The organism is Halodesulfovibrio sp. (genome assembly GCF_015482765.1).
Classification (GTDB): domain Bacteria; phylum Desulfobacterota; class Desulfovibrionia; order Desulfovibrionales; family Desulfovibrionaceae; genus Halodesulfovibrio.
In genome coordinates, this window is sequence record NZ_JADMLB010000008.1 from 1 (window position 1) to 17,087 (window position 17,087).

The window sequence follows — 17,087 nt, forward strand, 5'->3', positions numbered from 1 at the left end:
GCCTGTACGTTTGCTTTCACTTGCGCCCATAGCAAGACCGGTGTCCAAAGCATTCATGAAGTAGAGCAGAGTGTTACAACCAATATCGCCGAAGATAGCTTCAAGTTGTCCGCTTTTCTTCATACGCGCAGCAACCTGAGCAAAGAGGCGGTAAGGACAACCGGCACAAATCATTGGTGGACGCGGTACAGGTGCAGCGGAAACACTTTTTGAGCTGATATCTTCACCAAGGAAAGCAGCAATGCTTGCAGGTGTCCATTCGGTTACTTTGCTGAATTCCGGCTTGCCGATTACTTTGAGACCGGCAGCAGCACATTCATCCTGCAGGTAACGGTAGCCGTCATCCAATACGTAAACGTCACCATCAATGGATGCACAGAAATCTTTAATTTTCTGCATTGGAAGCGGGTTGGTGAAGCCGAGGGACAGTACGTCAATATCATTATCGTACAGCTCTTTGTATTCTTCCATGTACAGTGCGTTTACACCGTATGCTATAACACCGCGTTTTCCGTTGCCTTTGATGTGCACGTTGAGCGGGCTTTCTTCAATGTATTTGGTGAGTGCAGGCATGCGCTCTTCCATAACACGGTCGTAGTTGATGCGTGCAAGGTTAGGAAGAGCGTTAAGCTGTTTCATCGGAGCAACTTCTGCAAGGCCGCGTGTTTCAGTTTCAGCAAGTGTAACAAGACCTTCACTGTGACAGAGTACACCGCTTGGCTGGATGATAACTGCTGAGTTAAATTTACGTGCAAGGTCAGCTGCAATCTTTGAAGATTCGTAGAGTTCCTGATGGTTGCGCGGCTCAAATACAGGGACAAAAGAACTTTTGTACAGTAAATGTGGATCAATTACGTGCTGAGTGGAACTTGGAGTAAAGTCTGTTGCTACATACAGAACAAGACCACCGCGTGGAACAGAAAAAGTTGCAAGGCTGGTAAAAACGTCGCCTGCCTGAAACAGCCCGGGGATTTTCATTGTTACAACACAGTCGCGACCTGCAAGTGTGTGCCCGTGGCCAACGCCCAGTGCAACTGATTCACTTACGGACCAGCCGACAGTGATCATATCCTGCACCTGTGACAAACCTTTGTCGATAACTTCAGAACTAGGAGTTCCCGGGTAGCCGTCTACAGCATGGATGCCATTTCGCACGCATCCAGCAGCAAAGGCGATGTTCCCCTGCAGGACTGTTTTATGTCCATGTTCCTCAGTACATAACTTTTTCATAGCATTCATGATTTACTCGCTCGTAATTGAAATAAATAAAGGTGCTGTGCGGGGTGCTTTATCTATGGCAGTAAAGAGAAAGCGCGCAAAACAGCAATATAATTATCTGAGTGAATGTGTTTAGCACAAATCGTGTAACCTTACGTCCGGTTAGTCATTACACAGGTGCCTTTTTTATACAAGATTACAGCGTGTTTAAAGGGCGTTAAAAAGGCAGAAGTCTGCGTATGACGCTGCCTGTAGGGTACGGCCTTGTGTACGCGTGTCAAAAATGTGGAAATCAGTTGTACCGAATCTCACAAATTTGTCCAGCACTAGCATGGTTCTCTAGATTTTTGAGGGAAAAAGCTGGCCTTGTTTGTAAGAAGAGTCGCGGGATGAATCTGAGGCGTTTCGGTTAGAATATATAGAATTTATTGAACTTGTTAGGATGGGTGTGCTACAGAATAAATAATCCCGCCTTTGGTGCGCCGCGGGAGTGATGGATGCAGATATGTTTTAGAGACTGCTTTGCTTGGGGAGCAACGCATAACGTTATAGTAGAGGATGACATGCGTACTCTTTTTTATGCTGTTCTTACAGGCTGTATGCTTGTGTTCGTCGCGCAAGCTGGTGTGGCAGGGGTAAAAACATATGAATATGTTGATGTACAAAGTGAAAGTGTACCGAAAATGGACTTGGAGCGAGTTCGTGCCAGTGTTGTTGTTCAAGACGCCCATACGCTTTCGCAAACGGATTTGATTGATACTGCGAAAGCAGCTGCATATAAACTGTGTGATAAGAATAAACAGCAGGTCATTGTCGTAAAAGTGTATCCATCTAAAGATTACGCGCTGTTTTTTCCACAGCTGCTGGATATGACATATTCACCGGAACTGATAGGCTGGAACGGTAAACCCTCTGCAAAGTGGGTTGCCTATATTGCTGACGAAATGCCTTCTGAAGAAGATATGTTCCGCATTCGTACGTGGATGCTGGAGCAGACAAAGAATAAGCAGTCTTTGTTAGATCGAAAGAAGGATATTGCGAAGAAAATGAAGATTCCAGTTGATGATGTGTACTTTCCTATCTTCAATTTGGTTCCTTGCCTGATGGAAAATCATGGATAGTAATAGCACCCAAAAAGATGCGGGGTTGCAACGTGTTTGATGCAGCTCCGCATCTTTTTTGTTGAATCTGTAGTTACGAGTCAAAATGCTTGTGAATCGTGCGTTAGAAGGCTATTTCATACGCAAAGAAAATGAAGACACATGCGCAAGAAACTCCGGTAATGGTTGTTTTTTGCCTTTTTTATCGCAGGAGAGTTGTATGACTAAGACCGAAACTACGATTGACGCTGAAGGCTTGCAGCAGATTGCTCAGCTTCAGCAGCGAGCTGTTGAGTTTGCCGAATCCGGCATGATGGAAGAAGCTCTTGAAGCTGCAATGGTTTGTATTGGACTTCAGGAGGAAATTGCCCCTGAAGATATGCTGTTACGAGCAAAGCTTATTCAGAATGCGAGTCGTATTCTGTTGTACACAGGCGACATGGAGCAAGCTGAAGCTATCGCTAACGAAGGCATCGGTCTTTTGCAGGGGGCTGAGGGAACAACAGCAGATGATATGGCTCATGCCTTTCTTAATCTTTCTTCTATTCTTTATGCCAAGAAAGATCTCGACAATGCAGCACTGGTGTTGATGGAAGCTATTACTATCTGGACAACTGAAAAAGGGCACGACAGTCCTGAAGTTGCTGATTGTCTTGGTAACCTTGGCCGTTTGCGTGAAGAACAAGGTAGAGCAGAAGAAGCTGTTGAACTCCACCAACAGGCTATTGATATTAAAAAACAGAAGTTCGGCGATCATGAGCAGACAGCATTTTCTCTTATGAACAAAGGCCTCGCACTGATGCTTTGTCAAAACCTTCCTGAAGCAAAACTTGCTCTTGAAGAAGCCATAGAGTGTTGTAAACGCATTGGTCAGGAAGATTCCGAAATGGCTAAAGCGTGTCAGCAAAATTTGGCTCTTTGTCTTGAACAGATGTAGTAAGAGTTTGTAAGACTTGCTTACCGGCTTTGTTATCGCTGGTAGCTATTGAGCATGCTTGTAAAGAAGTAAGGCTGCCCATTTGAATGATGGGCAGCCTTTTTTATTGTGTAATCAATTTTTCTAAGAGGCTATTGAATGAAGGGGAATAAAAAGTTGAAGGTCATTTATTCTAGAAATTTTATATAAAATATTAATAAAAAACAAAAAAAAGTGTATGCCTGAGCAAAGAGATTTTTCTTATAAACCATAGCGAGTCAGGTTGTGCATGAAAAATAGACGAATTGTGCGCGGCTTATATATAGCCGGTTTTGTTGTCTGCCTTACAGCGATTAGTGGTTGCTGGAAGGTGGGGCCTGATTATGTGGCTCCTGATCTTACACAGTTTCATGGTGAAAAGTGGAAGACGCCACTTCCTTCATTGTGTCCGGAAAGTGCAGCCGTGCAGTGGTGGACACAGTTTCACGATGCGGAACTGGAGCGACTTGTAAATTTGTTGTTGGCTCAGAACCTGACGCTCAAGAGTGCGCGTGCGAGGATTGTAGAAGCTCGATCTCAACGAGGGGTAACCCGTGCAGATTTGTTCCCTAAAGCATATCTAGGTGGATATGGTTTACGCACTCGAGCCGCCGATGATGCACAAGGCATAATCGGTGTTCCCGGAGGTGTGCAAACAAGTTTGTTTGCTGGCGCAGCCTTGGCAGGGTGGGAGCTAGATTTGTGGGGACGTGTTCAGCGTCTTGTTGAAGCAGCGGATAGTACCATTGAGGCAAATCGTGCTGCGTATGGTGATGTTGCTGTGTCGTTAGTTGCTGAGCTTGCATTGTCATATGTTGATTTGCGTGCTGTTGAGTCTCGCGTTCGGCTGTCTCAACGGAAGGTGTTGCTTTTGGAGCAGCAGAGCAAACTGGCTGCTTCCCGATTAGCAGCAGGCACCGGAACCAGACAGGATTTTTTACAGACCCAAACCGCTATCCGTCATGAAAAGTCCCAACTCCATGCTCTGGGACAGGCAAAAATTATTGCTGAGAACAGCATCGCAGCATTGCTTGGTACACCTCCAAGTAAAGTCTCTTACGCTTCAGGGTGCCAACTTCCTATGCCTGTTGTAGCTGGAATGAAGCTACCGGCGAGTTTGCTTTCCCGAAGACCGGATGTCCGAAAAGCTGAGCAGGAGTATGCCTCATCTGTTGCGCTCATAGGTGCAGCAGAAGCTGAGCGATACCCAAAAATAGCGTTGGGCGGGGTCTTGAGTTTCCAAACTGCTGATTTCGAAAAGTTGTTTCATGCAGATACGCTCGTCTATGCATTTGGTGGTGGAATATTGGTTCCGGTTTTTACTGGCGGAAGAATCGATGCTCAGATTGCTGTCCAAAAATCTCAGGCCGAGCAGCGCAAGTTTGCTTTGCAGCAGACAGTTGTTGATGCCGTTGCGGAAGTAGAAAACAGCGCTGTTGGTGTGGCGCAAACAGGAAAGCAGGTTGCAGAATTAACGTGTGCCATGCAAGAGCTTAGACAAGCAACAACGTTAACAAGTCGTTTGTTCTCCAACGGGCTGGCAAATAAAGATGCTGTAGTGTCGAGTGAGCTGGAGCAGGTCGATGTTGAGGATGCGCTTGTCGTGGCTCGGCAGCAGGAATTAGGGGAAGTCATCCATTTGTACCGTGCATTGGGCGGCGGTTGGGATGTTGTACCGGAGCGTGTTCAGCAAACAGCAAGCGATGTGAAAACCGTAGGTACTGTGTCTGAAGTTCAGTCCCAGAAGGAGCAGCGTCATGAATAAACGGAAGTTGTTATTAATTCTGCTTATTGTTTGTATCGGGTTGGTGTTCTGGTGGTATTTCAGCCCTTCTACACTGATGGAAGATACAAAAGAGGTCACGTTGTATGGGCAGATAGATTTACGCACGGTTCAGTTATCTTTCAGTGAACAAGAGTATATTAGTGAAATGCTTGTTGACGAAGGTGATGTAGTGCAGAGCGGGCAAGTTTTGGCAGTACAAAAGAAAGATAGACTTGCAGCTCAATATAATGAAGCCGTGGCGAAAGTAGAGGCACAGGAAAAGGTTGTTAAGAAGCTTAGTTCTGGGCTTCGTCCGCAAGAAGTAAAACAGGCTCACGCAAAAGTTCGGGCTGCGCAGATTGAATTACAAAACGCAGAAGCGTTGATGAAAAGAGTTCGAAACACAACGCCTTCAGGTGCCAGTACTCGTCAAAATCTTGATGACGCAGTAACCTCTGTCAAGTTGGCTCAAGCTCAACTTGCGGTTGAGAAAAATGCATTGAGTCTGGCTGAAGAAGGGTATCGCAAAGAAGATATTGCTGAAGCAAAGGCCACATTGAAAGCGTTAAAGGCAGCAGTTGCGCTGCTTAACGTTCGAATGGGGGAGTTACAGCTAATAGCCCCTGTGGACGGAACAATTCAAAACAGAATTGCTGAACTTGGAGAACTTGCTTCACCAGCGCGAGTTGCATTTACCTTAGCTGTGACAGAGCCCAAATGGGTACGCGCATATTTGCCCGAACCTGAGTTGGGGCTGGTAACAGAAGGTATGACGGCAGCAGTGTACTCAGACACTTTTGCAGAGCCTTTTGAAGGCTGGGTTGGGTTTATTTCTCCACAAGCAGAGTTTACTCCCAAACGTGTTGAAACGACAGAGCTTCGTACTCAGCTTGTGTATGAAGTACGTGTGTGGGTAGATGATCCTGAAAACAGATTAAAGTTAGGAATGCCTGTGACAGTTTCATTGGACACAGCTTCAAATAGGAATATCAACGCCGACTTGGACACTCCGGTTAGTGTATCTTCCGAAGACGTTGTAGATGTAGCCAGCAGTGATTCACAGGAATAGTTGTTGATGTCGGTGCGGGAAAAAGCAGCAACAAAGGCGTTGCTGGAAGCTAACGACTTGCAGGTGGTGTTTAAACCCCAAAGCAAACATCCGATTGTGGCATTGCATGGTTTGAATTTGTCTGTAGCTTCCGGTTCAGTGACAGGGCTTGTAGGGCCAGACGGAGCAGGTAAAACAACATGTCTGCGTCTTGCCGCAGGGCTTCTTGTTCCTCAGGCTGGGGCAATTACGGTTTTTGGCCATGATGTTGTGCGGGAGGCTGAGAAAATTCGTCCCCGAATTGGATATATGCCTCAGCAGTTTGGATTGTACGAAGATTTGTCTGTTCAAGAAAATCTAGATTTGTATGCTGATTTACATGATGTGCCAATGGCAGGACGGGACGACCAGTTTGCTCGATTACTGGAAATGACTGACCTCGGCAAGTTTACAGCGAGGCGATCAGGTCAGCTTTCCGGTGGCATGAAGCAAAAACTAGGTCTTGCCTGTTGTCTGGTAAAGATACCTGAACTGCTTATTCTTGATGAGCCGACTGTGGGGGTAGACCCTGTTTCACGCAGAGATATTTGGCGCATTGTGTACCAGCTTGTTCAAGAAGAAGGGCTGGGGGTTTTAGTCTCTACAGCTTACCTTGATGAAGCTGAGCGTTGTAACAATGTTGTTGTAATGCACAACGGCGTAAAATTGGCAGAAGGAACTCCGGCAAGTTTTTATGAGCGGGTGCAGGGGCGTGTTTACACCATTTCTCCAACACCAAATCAGAGTGTCCGGCATCTGCACGGAGAAATTCTACAACGTTCAGACATTGTGGATGCGTCGATTCAATCAGGTACGGTGCGTGCCGTTTTTTCAAGTGACAGTGGTTTTGTAGAAGAGACAGGTGGTAAGGAGAGGCGTGAACTTGAGGGGGCTGTTACGCCTGTGGCACCACGTTTTGAAGATGCTTTTGTCGACATGCTTCAACAGGATGGGGCTGCTGTTGAAAAGCTGTCACTGGACGGAATGCAAAGAACACAACATGGGGTAGAACAAGGTATTGAAGAACGTCAGGCAGCCATTGATGTTTCGGGGCTGCTGAAGACGTTTGGTGCATTTACAGCGGTTCATGATATTTCGTTTTCGGTACAGCGTGGTGAAATTTTCGGTTTGCTCGGTGCAAACGGGGCAGGGAAGACTACTACTTTTCGAATGTTGTGCGGGCTGCTCAAGGCCTCCGGCGGCAGTATTCATGTTGCTGGGAATAACATGCGCAAAGCCCCTTCCAAGGCTCGTTCCCGCATTGGATATATGGCACAGAAGTTTTCTTTGTATCAGCAGTTCACTGTGTCACAAAATTTACGCTTTTACGGCAAAGCGTATGGCTTGAAACGTGATGCGTTAACTCGGCGTTTGGACTGGGCGTTGACTGAGTTTGATATGGAAGATCGAAAAGATGTGGTTACTCAAAGTTTGCCCGCCGGATTTAAGCAGCGTCTTGCTATGGCAGCAGCAATGCTGCATGAGCCTGAAATATTATTTCTTGATGAACCGACCTCCGGTGCAGATCCGCTTGCACGTCGAGAGTTCTGGGCTCGAATCAATAAGTTTTCTCAGGAAGGGGTTACCGTCGTTGTAACAACACACTTTATGGAAGAAGCTGAATACTGTGATCATTTACTCATAATGGCACAAGGACAACAGCTTGCAGCGGGAACTCCGGCACAAATTAGACAACATGCTGTGACAGAGGCGAAACCGAATCCTACAATTGAGGATGCGTTTATTATGCTTGCGGATGGGTAAAGAAGAGAGATCTGTATGGCTGGAATTTCGTACATACGGTTACGCGGATTTATTCGTAAAGAAGTGCTGCAAATCAGGCGTGACCCTAGCAGTTTGTTGTTAGGCATAGTAATGCCGGTTATTTTGCTACTTATCTTCGGGTATGGCGTTTCTCTTGAGCCTACTAACGTTCCCATAGCACTTGTTATTGATGAGGCAAGTCCAGCGACACAGGAGTTAAAAGCGCGTTTTCAACTTTCCAGATATTTTAGACCGGTGACAGTGCATTCTATACCTGAGGCTGTTCTATTAATGGAATCGAACCATGTGGATGGCATTGTGCATATTCGTTCTAATTTTTCATCGTTGATGGAGGCTGGAGAGGAGGCGCCCATTCAACTGATTTTGAACGGGATTGATGCCAATAGAGCGAGGATAGTCGAGGGGTATATTCAAAATGCAATTGGTATGTGGTCGGAACGGTTTGCGTTACAGACAGGGAGGAGCTACGCGCCGCCAGTCGTTATTGAACCTCGTATCTGGTTTAATGCTGCTGCCAACAGTACATACTCTCTTATACCGGGGCTGCTGACCCTCATTATGACTCTTATAGGCACACAGCTTACAGCTCTTGTTATTGCGCGGGAGTGGGAACGTGGAACAATGGAGGCTCTGCTAAGCACTCCAATATCGTCCGATGAAATTTTGCTTGGAAAGCTTGTGCCCTATTATGTGTTAGGAATGATAGGCATGGCGCTATCCATTATTCTCGGTGTGTTCCTCTTTGAAGTACCGTTGCGTGGGTCTTTGTTCGTACTTGTTCTGTTGGGGAGTATCTTTTTAATAGCCTCTCTGGGGCTGGGGCTTTTCATTTCTTCCGCTGCCCGCATTCAATTTGTCGCGGCTATGGGATCTGTTCTTTCTGCTTTTCTGCCTGCATTCTTTTTGTCCGGATTGATGTTTGACTTAAAGAGCACTCCTGAAGCTATTCAGTACATAAGCACCATAATTCCCGCTAAGTATTTTGTCACAATCACTCAAACCCTTTTTTTAGCAGGGAACGTGTGGTCTGTTTTACTTCCAGCAAGTCTTGTTTTGCTTGTGATGTGTGTAGTGTTGGTTGTTGCTGCACGTAAAAAATTGGGAAGAAGGTTGCCGCAATGATTGAAGTTCTTCGGCGAATACTGACGCTTACGATTAAAGAGTTTATGCTCATTTGGATAGATCCAAAAAGTCGTTTTGTTATTATTATTCCTCCCTTATTCCAATTTTTTGTTTTTGGATATTCAGCGACATTTGATTTGCAGAGTGTTGAATATGCAGTGCTGGATGAATCCAGAACAGAGCAGTCTCGCACGTTGCTGAATCATTTTAGCGGCTCACCTCACTTTGAACTTGTAGGAATGCTTGATTCTACATCACAGGTTTCTGAGTTAATAAATACACGAGATGCTCGTCTTGTACTGCATATACCCACGGACTTTGCGGATAGGGTAACTAATCATGAGCCAGCAGTTATTCAAGTCATTGTTGACGGAAGAAACTCTAATGTCGCGTCAGTTGCACTTGGGTACATTCAGGAGATAACCCAGCAGTACGGGGCTCAACTTCAGGCTTCACTCGTGGCTGCAAATCCTCAGGTCACACTTGTTCAACGTTCGTGGTTTAATAAGAACATGGAAACACGGTGGTACATTGTTTCGTCGCTAGGCGGAATTATCAGCATGGTGATTGCTATGCTTTTGGCGGCGTTGTCTGTGGCTAGAGAACGTGAGTTCGGCACATTTGATCAGCTCCTTGTTTCTCCTATGCAGCCTGCTGAAATTTTAATCGGAAAAGCTGTTCCATGCGTTTTTTTTGGATTAGCAGATGCTGTATTGTTGTCCATTGCTGCTGCGTATTGGTTTGATGTGCCGTTTAGAGGCTCTATAGTGGCTTTAGTGATTGTGCTTCTGGCGTTCTTGTTTTCAGTTGTAGGAGTAGGGCTGTTCATCTCATCGATGTCAGTGACAATGCAACAAGGCCTTCTTGGAGCATTTGTTTTTATAATGCCGTCTGTTTTGCTTGGAGGCTTTACAACACCGATAAGCAACATGCCGTTGTGGTTGCAGAATGGGACGCTTGTTAACCCACTCCGTTATGTTGTTCAGGCATTGCGTGAAATATTTTTAATGGGTGCAGATTTGTCGACCATTTGGCCGTATGTTTGGCCATTGCTGATAATTTCAGCAGGTACAATGCCGGCGGCAGCAATTATGTTTCGACTGAGAACTCAATAGAGCTCAAATGAATACAAAAGAAAAACGACTGCAAGACAGCTATCTTACAGTCGTGTAAAAATCGTTACCATGTTATGCAAAAACATGATCATTCATGTAAAAAACGTTATCGCTTCTTAATCTATTTTGCTCTTGTTTTAGCTATTCTGTGGCGTCAGTTGTACGACTTTGGGATGAGGTGCCAAGCCAAATTGCTGTTAAAGCCAGAAGCCCACCAGTCAGTTCCATGATGCCGGCTGGTCTGGCAAAAAACAGAATGTCCCAGATGAAAGAAAGCGCGGGCATGATTAAGATAGTAAGACCAGCCTGTGAGGTTGGAATTCCGGGTAGTCCTCGAGAAATAAGAAGCCAACCTATTGCTTGGCTTACAAGTCCATAAAGAAATAACCACATGCCGTCTGTGGCTGTTGGAATAGCGATTGAGGTTGAATTCCAAATAAAAAATATTCCCATACTTGCCGCTGAAGCCAACGAGACTAAGGCAACAACCGCTACAGGTGATACATTAGGACTGCGCATTTGGATGTAGCGAACCATTAACGTGTAAAGGGCAAGCCATAACGCAGCTGCAAGTCCTAACCCGATTCCTGAAAATTCGCTTGTAAGGAAACTGTCGAGTGTGATCCCGATAAGCATGCAGAGTCCGGCAAGTGCAAGTGGTACAGCAAAGACGAATCGAGCAGTAAGTCGTTCTTTGAAGAACATCCATCCAGCAATTGCAAGAAAAAATACCTGAAAGTTTATGAGAATCGTTCCGACACCGGGCCCAAGGATATTAATAGAACGGTGCCAAGCCATGAGATCCAATGTTAAAAAGAGCCCTCCGGCACAGAGTAGGCCGGAATGTCGTTTAAGCAGCGTGATAATAGATTCGCGGCACTGTAGTAGAGAAAGACCGAGTAGGCACGTTCCACCAATGAAAGTGCGGTAAAATGCAGAAACGTCGGGACTTGTTGATGCAAGTTTTGCAAACACAGCAGAAAAACTAATACAAATTGCTCCTGCAACAACGCTAAGCAGGGCAGATGTAGAATGAGAACGGGTCATTATGTACACTCGTTATTTGTACAAAACATTAACGGGAATAGAAGAAACGTAAATTACTCGTTACGTAAAAGAGTTGGCTGAAAAAAATTAAAATATCAGTACCCTGTGTCGTACGAGTGTTTTTTACGAATCTTTCTAAAAGTGAAAATGAAACACCAATCCGTTATCAAACAATATGATAGCAGAACCCGCGCAGTATCAGGAAAATTTAGAGATTACAATCAAAGAAAGAGGGGAGTACGAAAAACGGCATATGGCGTTGTGCTTTTTTTGTGTCGTCAAAAAATATAGTTTTTTGCGGTGAGTTTTTTGAAGAATGGGGCAGATGGGCGGATAAGAAACTGTATAAGCTACGATCATGTGTCTTGCAGCTTTGGTGCAAATAATGTTTGAAATATATCTATAACATTTTGAAATAGGAATGTTTTTTAGAAGTAAATTTTTAGATTAACACTAAAAGTAATTATTCTAGACTTTTCCTTGACCTTTTATAGGCAATAGGATTAAAAGACCCATCTCACAAGCGCCTGTAGCTCAGCTGGATAGAGCAGCCGCCTCCTAAGCGGCAGGCCACAGGTTCGACTCCTGTCAGGCGCACCATAATTACGATTTCATCTTACAAGCTCTTGCATTACAAGGGCTTTTTTTTATGGTTAACGAAACTACAAATAGACATAGTTTTTGCTTCCGAAAGTTTCAAGACAAATCTTTAAACAAGGGGGCAATTTCATGGGACATGCCGTAGAAACCGTTGAATCTGCTTGGAATCTGTATAAAGAACTCAAACTCCCCACCATTCGGAAACCAAAAACTGACATTCAAGTATGGGAAATGCATATTGCTCCCTACTTAGGTGACAAAACTTTGGATTCAGTAAAAAGCATCGATATCCTTCGATTACGAAGTACTATTGAAGCTAAAAATCTTAGTCCGCAATCCGTTCACCATGTGCTAGGGCTGCTCCGTAGAATTTTGCGAAAAGCAATTCAATGGGAGCTGTACTCTGGCCCACTTCCAATCTTTGAAATGCCTCGTGTTCAGAATGAGAGAACTCGTTTTCTTACGTTAGATGAGTCGGAGTTACTACTGTCTGAATTAAAGCGTCGGTCTGAGCTTTGGCATGACATTAGTCTATTTGCACTATCTACCGGATTACGCTCCGGTGAAATTTTCAATTTACTTCCTGAACATATTAATCTTTCAGCAAAGACTGTTGCAGTTGTAGATACAAAATCTGATAACAGAGTCGTACCGTTAAATAGCGCTGCGTTTAAGATTGCTGAAAACTATCTCGCTCGTAATGCAGGATCATATCTTTTTGTGACCATGCACGGAAATAAAATACAATTTGCTGGCAAACTCTATAGAAGAGCAGTAGAAGCCTGCGGCTTAAACGAAGGTATACGCGATCGTCGCCAGCGTGTTGTTTTTCATACATTACGACATACTTTTGCCTCTTGGTTAGTTCAAGGGGGAACTCCTTTAGCCGTAGTAAGCCGGCTGCTAGGTCATAGCGACATAAAAATGACTATGCGTTATTCACACCTAGCACCCCTCCAAGGTCGTGAAGCAGTAATGTATTTAGAAAGTTATATGCAAAACCCACTAAGGTCAACAGAGAAAAAATAAAATATTATATGTGGTTATGAGCTGAAAATAGGTGAAATAGAGTGAGATTAAGTGAAATTAAATGTATTAAAGCGAGATGTGATGAAATGAAGTTTTCTTGCTCTTTGTGTGGCGTTAACGTTAATACTAAGCCCCTTTTTAGGGGCTTTTTTATGTGAACCAGCGGTGCATTGTTAAGAATAATCCTATTATATAATGCTGCTTTGTGGAACAAGAGGTGAGATAGGACGATTGGCCGTAGGTGTTGAAGTCTCTTATAAGATATGACAAATGTTTTATAGGAGGGGCGAAGTGAAACCAGAACTACTTACAATTACATACAAAAATAGTTGTAAACCGAAGGAGCCAAGTGACATAAGACATGTCGCTAGATCCTTAGCAGCAATGGCAGATTTACTGGAAGAATCTTATCGAGAAGGATGTTTTTCTGAGTTATCGTTAGATGTTGTATTTCGGGAGTATCGTCGAGGGTCTGATGTTTTTGATATATGTATTCAGGCGGGCGCACAAGTAGCACCTTTACTTGCGCCTAGTTTGCCGCTGTTACCAAATGTTTTGGGAATACTAGGACTTGTAAAGGGGGAGCTGCCTGGAATGCTCCAGTTTTTAAATTGGCAAAAAGAACATCCTGATTCTACAAAAGAATCTGAAGAGAATGGTAAGATTATCTTAACCGCTCCTGATTCAAAGATTACTATAACAAATACTGTTTATAAAATTGCAAATAGTACGGTGATGTTGCAAGCAGCTCAAGATGTGGCAGAACCATTAGCTAATGAATTAACTGCAATTACAGTTAATTCTTCAAACACAGAAGGTGTTCCTGTTACCAAGCGTGAGCTAAGCAGTATCAAGAGAGCCTTGCTTGTTAAAAAAGATGAGTTTGAAAATGCTTATACAGATAAGTTATGGATTATAGTTGCTCGTCCTAGTCTTACTGGGGGAGAGCAGTGGTATTTTAAAGAATCTTCTGAAAGTAGAGAATTTGGTGCGAAAGTAAAAGATATAAACTTCTTGGATAGAGTTGTGAGTGGTATGCCCTTTGGGAATGGCGATATGTTAAAAGTTATTATGCAAACCAAGCAGAATATGAGTGAAAAAGGAAATCTTGTTACTAAGCGCTCAGTTTTAAAAGTTCTTCAAATTAAGCATCGAACAGAACAAGGGACATTGATAAAAACTTGATTTGATAGAGCTCGTAAGGATTGAAATTGTGATCTAACTTTTGATTCAAGTTTCTAGCAGGATCAGATATGGGTTAGAATGGTTATGGGCAGCCCCTTGTATTCTGGTGGGGGGCACTAATGGGATGCCAACTTTTTTGCGAGGTAAGTTGTAAATGTACGATCGTGCAATTTTGTGTGCCGCAGCTGTTGCCGTTACACTTGATATTTGAGGTGCATAGTGTGTGCTTTTTTTTAAACTCGTTACTGAGCCTTGCTATCAAGTGTGAACTTCCTCGTACATATTTATTATTTTTGTTGTGAGAAAAAATATTTATTTTACCATAAGCACTGTCATTGCCATCTGAACCATGATGGGGGGCTGTAACAATAATATCTCTGGTTGGAGGTGTTGTGTGGTTGAAAAAGTTTGGTGATAAATTACTATCTGCACAAAATAAAACACCATTGTATTTGGCTGTTTCGGGAGAATAAAATGCGAGTGCTGTCGTATTTTCCCAAGATAATCTGAAAAAATCAAGAAAGGTTGCACAATGTTGTTGTTTGAACTTGGCTATATTTTTAGCATCAATTTCACATGAATTTACGGGAAATAGGTCAAGCGGTGAACTTGTAGGGGGGATGCCATGGTGAAAGTATCTAATCGTACAATGTTTCTCTTTAGCAAGTATCAATAATTGATAAATATCATTAATCCATTGGGCTGTTTTCTTTTTCACTAAAGAATGGGTTAAGAGGGAGCGAAGTAGTTTGAGATGGTTTTGTGATAAATTATCTAGTCCATCAATCATGCTATCAGCACGGGAAAACTCGTTGATTATAATTTCATTTAGGTTGTCATATACGGTCTTGGCATTAAACGATGAATCTTCGATAAAAGCCCAGAAGGCAGGGATCCAAAGTTCGTTGAAGGTGAAACGTGGACGTTTTGATTTAAAAACTTTGATTAATCCTTTAATATGGTCTCCATCGTGATGTGTGCAGATAGCGATATCAATATGTAATACAGCTACTTTTTTTAATTCTTTGCAGATTGGATTCGCTCGCCCATATATTTTTGCTTGCCCTCCATCAACGAGTATTTGCTTTTCCCCTTTTTTTAATAAAAAAGCATCACCGCCGACATCGAAAGCATAGAGTTTTTGCATGAGCTTATTCCTTGTAACCTATTGAGAGTGATTATTTTTTGCCATAACATGCTGTAACTGTTTGTTTTATGTAAAACCTGTTTTCGGGATACTTCTTTTTATTTTGTAACTCAATCTTTCCTTTTCTGGAGATTTTAGATACACTTTTATGCAATATTTCAAATGCTTGCATTAAGGTATTTTTGCTGGTTAAGCAAAGCCCTATACGTACGGGGCAATATGAATCTAAAAGAGTTAGCGGATGGATGAAAAAGTATTGAGTCAACATGCGTTTAAATTTCTAGGAGAAGCTCTTTCTGGAGTTTTTACACCACTTATCTTGATAGTCTTTGGTGTGTTATTTTCGGCGACCTATATAGTTACGAATCGTACGGATCATGATTATATTTGTTATGCAGCGCTATTAGGTGCTGCTGCAACAGTGGCATTTGCATGCAAGTGCTATCATTATGCTTTGAAAGAGAAAGATCTAATATTACGAACCGATGCTTGCTATACAGCTAATGCGCATAAAAGTACTGGTTCGACAGAGCACATAGTTCGCCCAGGCCCACGTGTTCGAGGCGGAAAGTCCAACAAAAATAAAGAGAAATAGTAGAATGTACTCGTATGTTTTTTCATATAATCCAGACAAGCTTAAAAAACGTACCGTCTTTGACTTCTTGAATGAATGTGAAGAAGTCGCTGCATGGCTTTCCCCTTTTGCAGGAACTGTGATTGTTATTTCTAATTCGTCCGCTGAAGATTTAAGTGAGCTTTTTAGTGATGAGTTTGGTGAAGCAAATCATCTTTTTGTTGATATTCAAGATGATGAACCGGACTATCAAGGTTGGCTTGATGAAGAAGCTTGGGATTATATCAATAGCCCGGACGATTATGAATAGGTTCAAACGCCGCCAGAAATGGCGGCTTTTTTATGCCCGATGTTACCCTCTTATTTAGCATTATTAGTCTGTTATATTTACTTTGGGAGAAGTAAATGGTTACAGATGTGGTTGAGCTAACTCTCATTATTTAAGACTGTACGGGGGGAATTTGACTCGAAGACGTTACTATGGCTGATATTATAAGGCGAAAATCTACAGCTCCCAAAGAAGTTGTGGCTGAGGGGGGGCTTGATGCTGGCTATCTAGAAGACTTTAACTGGAAGAGTGAATATGATAGTTTTTCAGAGGGTTACTTAGAAGCATCTCCAGCGACACAATGTTGCTCTCCGATATCGTTTACCCATGAGACGGTAGCGCAAGTTGAACCAGATTTTTCTGAAGTTTTACCTAATCGTGATGACGAAGCCATTGTTGAAGAAGACGAAGCGATTCTTGATGATCACCTTTTGATCCTGCTACAAACTTGTGGACACTTAGTTAAGCCATTATCCTGAATCAAAGAGAATATGGCGATGAGTGTCCGAAAACGTAGATCATATGATACTGAGTTCAAAAAGAATGCAGTGCTGTTAACTGAAGATTCAGGCCGTACTGTTGCTGATGTCGCTGATAGTTTGGGAGTTCTTAAGGACATGTTGTACCGTTGGCGTAGAGAAATTTCACAGAAAATTTAAAAACAAGCATGAAGCAGAATTAGTTTTATTTAACTATATCGAGGCGTACTACAATCGTAGACGGCGACATTCGAGTAATGGCTGGCTTTCACCTGCCATCTTTGAGTCTCGCAACGAACAGTATGACCTTGTGACTTAACTTGGTGTCCACATTTTTGTTGTAAGATCAAGAGTCTCAGTTTCGATTGGGACTTTTTTTTGGTCTTTAGTCTATGAAGCTAAAATTTAATGAAATTTACTCTAATAAAAGAGCAAGAGATGATTGTAAGTAAAAAAAAGTGAAGTTAGTTGGATTCAAGTGACTTTAAGTCATAAAATCAGAATCTTGTCGCCTTAATTGTTCTTTTGTGTGTATCTTTGGTCGGAGTCCG

General features: G+C 43.1%; 15 protein-coding genes, 1 tRNA gene and 2 pseudogenes. 15 read left to right on the plus strand and 3 right to left on the minus strand.

Translation table 11 applies throughout. From position 1 onward, the window contains the following. Positions 1 to 1,239, minus strand: a pseudogene (locus QZY95_RS00925) (pyruvate ferredoxin oxidoreductase); the annotation flags it as partial. Positions 1,240 to 1,781: 542 nt separating this feature from the next. Here QZY95_RS00925 and QZY95_RS00930 point away from each other — a divergent pair. The 7 genes from QZY95_RS00930 to QZY95_RS00960 all read left to right on the plus strand — a co-directional run bounded on the left by QZY95_RS00930 (position 1,782) and on the right by QZY95_RS00960 (position 10,147). Beyond that, positions 1,782 to 2,339, plus strand: a complete 558-nt coding sequence (locus tag QZY95_RS00930) for a hypothetical protein (RefSeq protein ID WP_290918094.1) — start codon at positions 1,782 to 1,784, stop codon at positions 2,337 to 2,339. Between the two features lie 199 nt (positions 2,340 to 2,538). After that, a complete protein-coding gene (locus QZY95_RS00935; protein WP_290918096.1) occupies positions 2,539 to 3,255 on the plus strand; it encodes a tetratricopeptide repeat protein in 717 nt (238 codons plus the stop codon). A 268-nt stretch (positions 3,256 to 3,523) separates the two neighbouring features. After that, positions 3,524 to 5,038: a TolC family protein gene (locus QZY95_RS00940; protein WP_290918100.1), complete on the plus strand. Its 1,515-nt coding sequence runs from the start codon at positions 3,524 to 3,526 to the stop codon at positions 5,036 to 5,038. Next, the gene (locus QZY95_RS00945; protein WP_290918103.1) at positions 5,031 to 6,107 is read left to right on the plus strand and encodes an HlyD family efflux transporter periplasmic adaptor subunit; all 1,077 of its coding nucleotides are present in this window, start codon (positions 5,031 to 5,033) and stop codon (positions 6,105 to 6,107) included. The genes QZY95_RS00940 and QZY95_RS00945 overlap by 8 nt, the downstream gene beginning before the upstream one ends. A 6-nt stretch (positions 6,108 to 6,113) precedes the next feature. Further along, positions 6,114 to 7,889, plus strand: coding sequence for an ATP-binding cassette domain-containing protein (locus QZY95_RS00950; protein ID WP_290918106.1), 1,776 nt, complete (start codon positions 6,114 to 6,116; stop codon positions 7,887 to 7,889). Between the two features lie 15 nt (positions 7,890 to 7,904). Further along, complete coding sequence (locus tag QZY95_RS00955; RefSeq protein WP_290918108.1) at positions 7,905 to 9,032, plus strand: ABC transporter permease; 1,128 nt, start codon at positions 7,905 to 7,907, stop codon at positions 9,030 to 9,032. Next, positions 9,029 to 10,147 carry an ABC transporter permease gene (locus QZY95_RS00960; RefSeq protein ID WP_290918111.1) on the plus strand — a complete coding sequence of 373 codons (1,119 nt, stop codon included), beginning with the start codon at positions 9,029 to 9,031 and terminating at the stop codon, positions 10,145 to 10,147. Before QZY95_RS00955 ends, QZY95_RS00960 begins: the two co-directional genes overlap by 4 nt. Positions 10,148 to 10,288: 141 nt before the next feature. Here QZY95_RS00960 and QZY95_RS00965 read toward each other — a convergent pair whose 3' ends face one another. Continuing rightward, positions 10,289 to 11,194 (minus strand): DMT family transporter, encoded by a 906-nt coding sequence (locus QZY95_RS00965; RefSeq protein ID WP_290918115.1) that lies wholly within the window; start codon positions 11,192 to 11,194, stop codon positions 10,289 to 10,291. A 523-nt stretch (positions 11,195 to 11,717) separates the two neighbouring features. On the opposite strand from QZY95_RS00965, the gene QZY95_RS00970 reads away from it, so the two are divergent. The 3 genes from QZY95_RS00970 (at position 11,718) to QZY95_RS00980 (ending at position 14,008) form a co-directional block, all read left to right on the plus strand. Next, a tRNA-Arg gene (locus tag QZY95_RS00970) sits at positions 11,718 to 11,794 on the plus strand. Positions 11,795 to 11,923: 129 nt separating this feature from the next. After that, positions 11,924 to 12,823 carry a site-specific integrase gene (locus tag QZY95_RS00975; RefSeq protein ID WP_290918117.1) on the plus strand — a complete coding sequence of 300 codons (900 nt, stop codon included), beginning with the start codon at positions 11,924 to 11,926 and terminating at the stop codon, positions 12,821 to 12,823. Between the two features lie 291 nt (positions 12,824 to 13,114). Beyond that, on the plus strand, positions 13,115 to 14,008 hold the full coding sequence (locus QZY95_RS00980; RefSeq protein WP_290918119.1) for a hypothetical protein: 894 nt from the start codon (positions 13,115 to 13,117) through the stop codon (positions 14,006 to 14,008). A gap of 82 nt (positions 14,009 to 14,090) precedes the next feature. Here the strand turns inward: QZY95_RS00980 and QZY95_RS00985 are convergent, their stop codons facing one another. Beyond that, entirely contained in the window at positions 14,091 to 15,155 is a 1,065-nt protein-coding gene (locus QZY95_RS00985; RefSeq protein WP_290918122.1) for an MBL fold metallo-hydrolase, read from the minus strand. Positions 15,156 to 15,396: 241 nt separating this feature from the next. Between QZY95_RS00985 and QZY95_RS00990 the strand changes: the two genes are divergently transcribed. From QZY95_RS00990 to QZY95_RS01010, 5 genes and pseudogenes are all read left to right on the plus strand, one after another. Further along, a complete protein-coding gene (locus QZY95_RS00990) occupies positions 15,397 to 15,750 on the plus strand; it encodes a hypothetical protein (protein ID WP_290918125.1) in 354 nt (117 codons plus the stop codon). Between the two features lie 4 nt (positions 15,751 to 15,754). Continuing rightward, positions 15,755 to 16,039: a hypothetical protein gene (locus tag QZY95_RS00995; protein ID WP_290918128.1), complete on the plus strand. Its 285-nt coding sequence runs from the start codon at positions 15,755 to 15,757 to the stop codon at positions 16,037 to 16,039. Positions 16,040 to 16,209: 170 nt separating this feature from the next. Next, positions 16,210 to 16,536 carry a hypothetical protein gene (locus QZY95_RS01000; protein ID WP_290918130.1) on the plus strand — a complete coding sequence of 109 codons (327 nt, stop codon included), beginning with the start codon at positions 16,210 to 16,212 and terminating at the stop codon, positions 16,534 to 16,536. An 18-nt stretch (positions 16,537 to 16,554) separates the two neighbouring features. Beyond that, positions 16,555 to 16,716: a transposase gene (locus QZY95_RS01005; RefSeq protein WP_290918133.1), complete on the plus strand. Its 162-nt coding sequence runs from the start codon at positions 16,555 to 16,557 to the stop codon at positions 16,714 to 16,716. Positions 16,717 to 16,720: 4 nt separating this feature from the next. After that, positions 16,721 to 16,855: pseudogene (locus tag QZY95_RS01010) on the plus strand (IS3 family transposase); the annotation flags it as partial. Between the last annotated feature and the right edge of the window lie 232 nt (positions 16,856 to 17,087).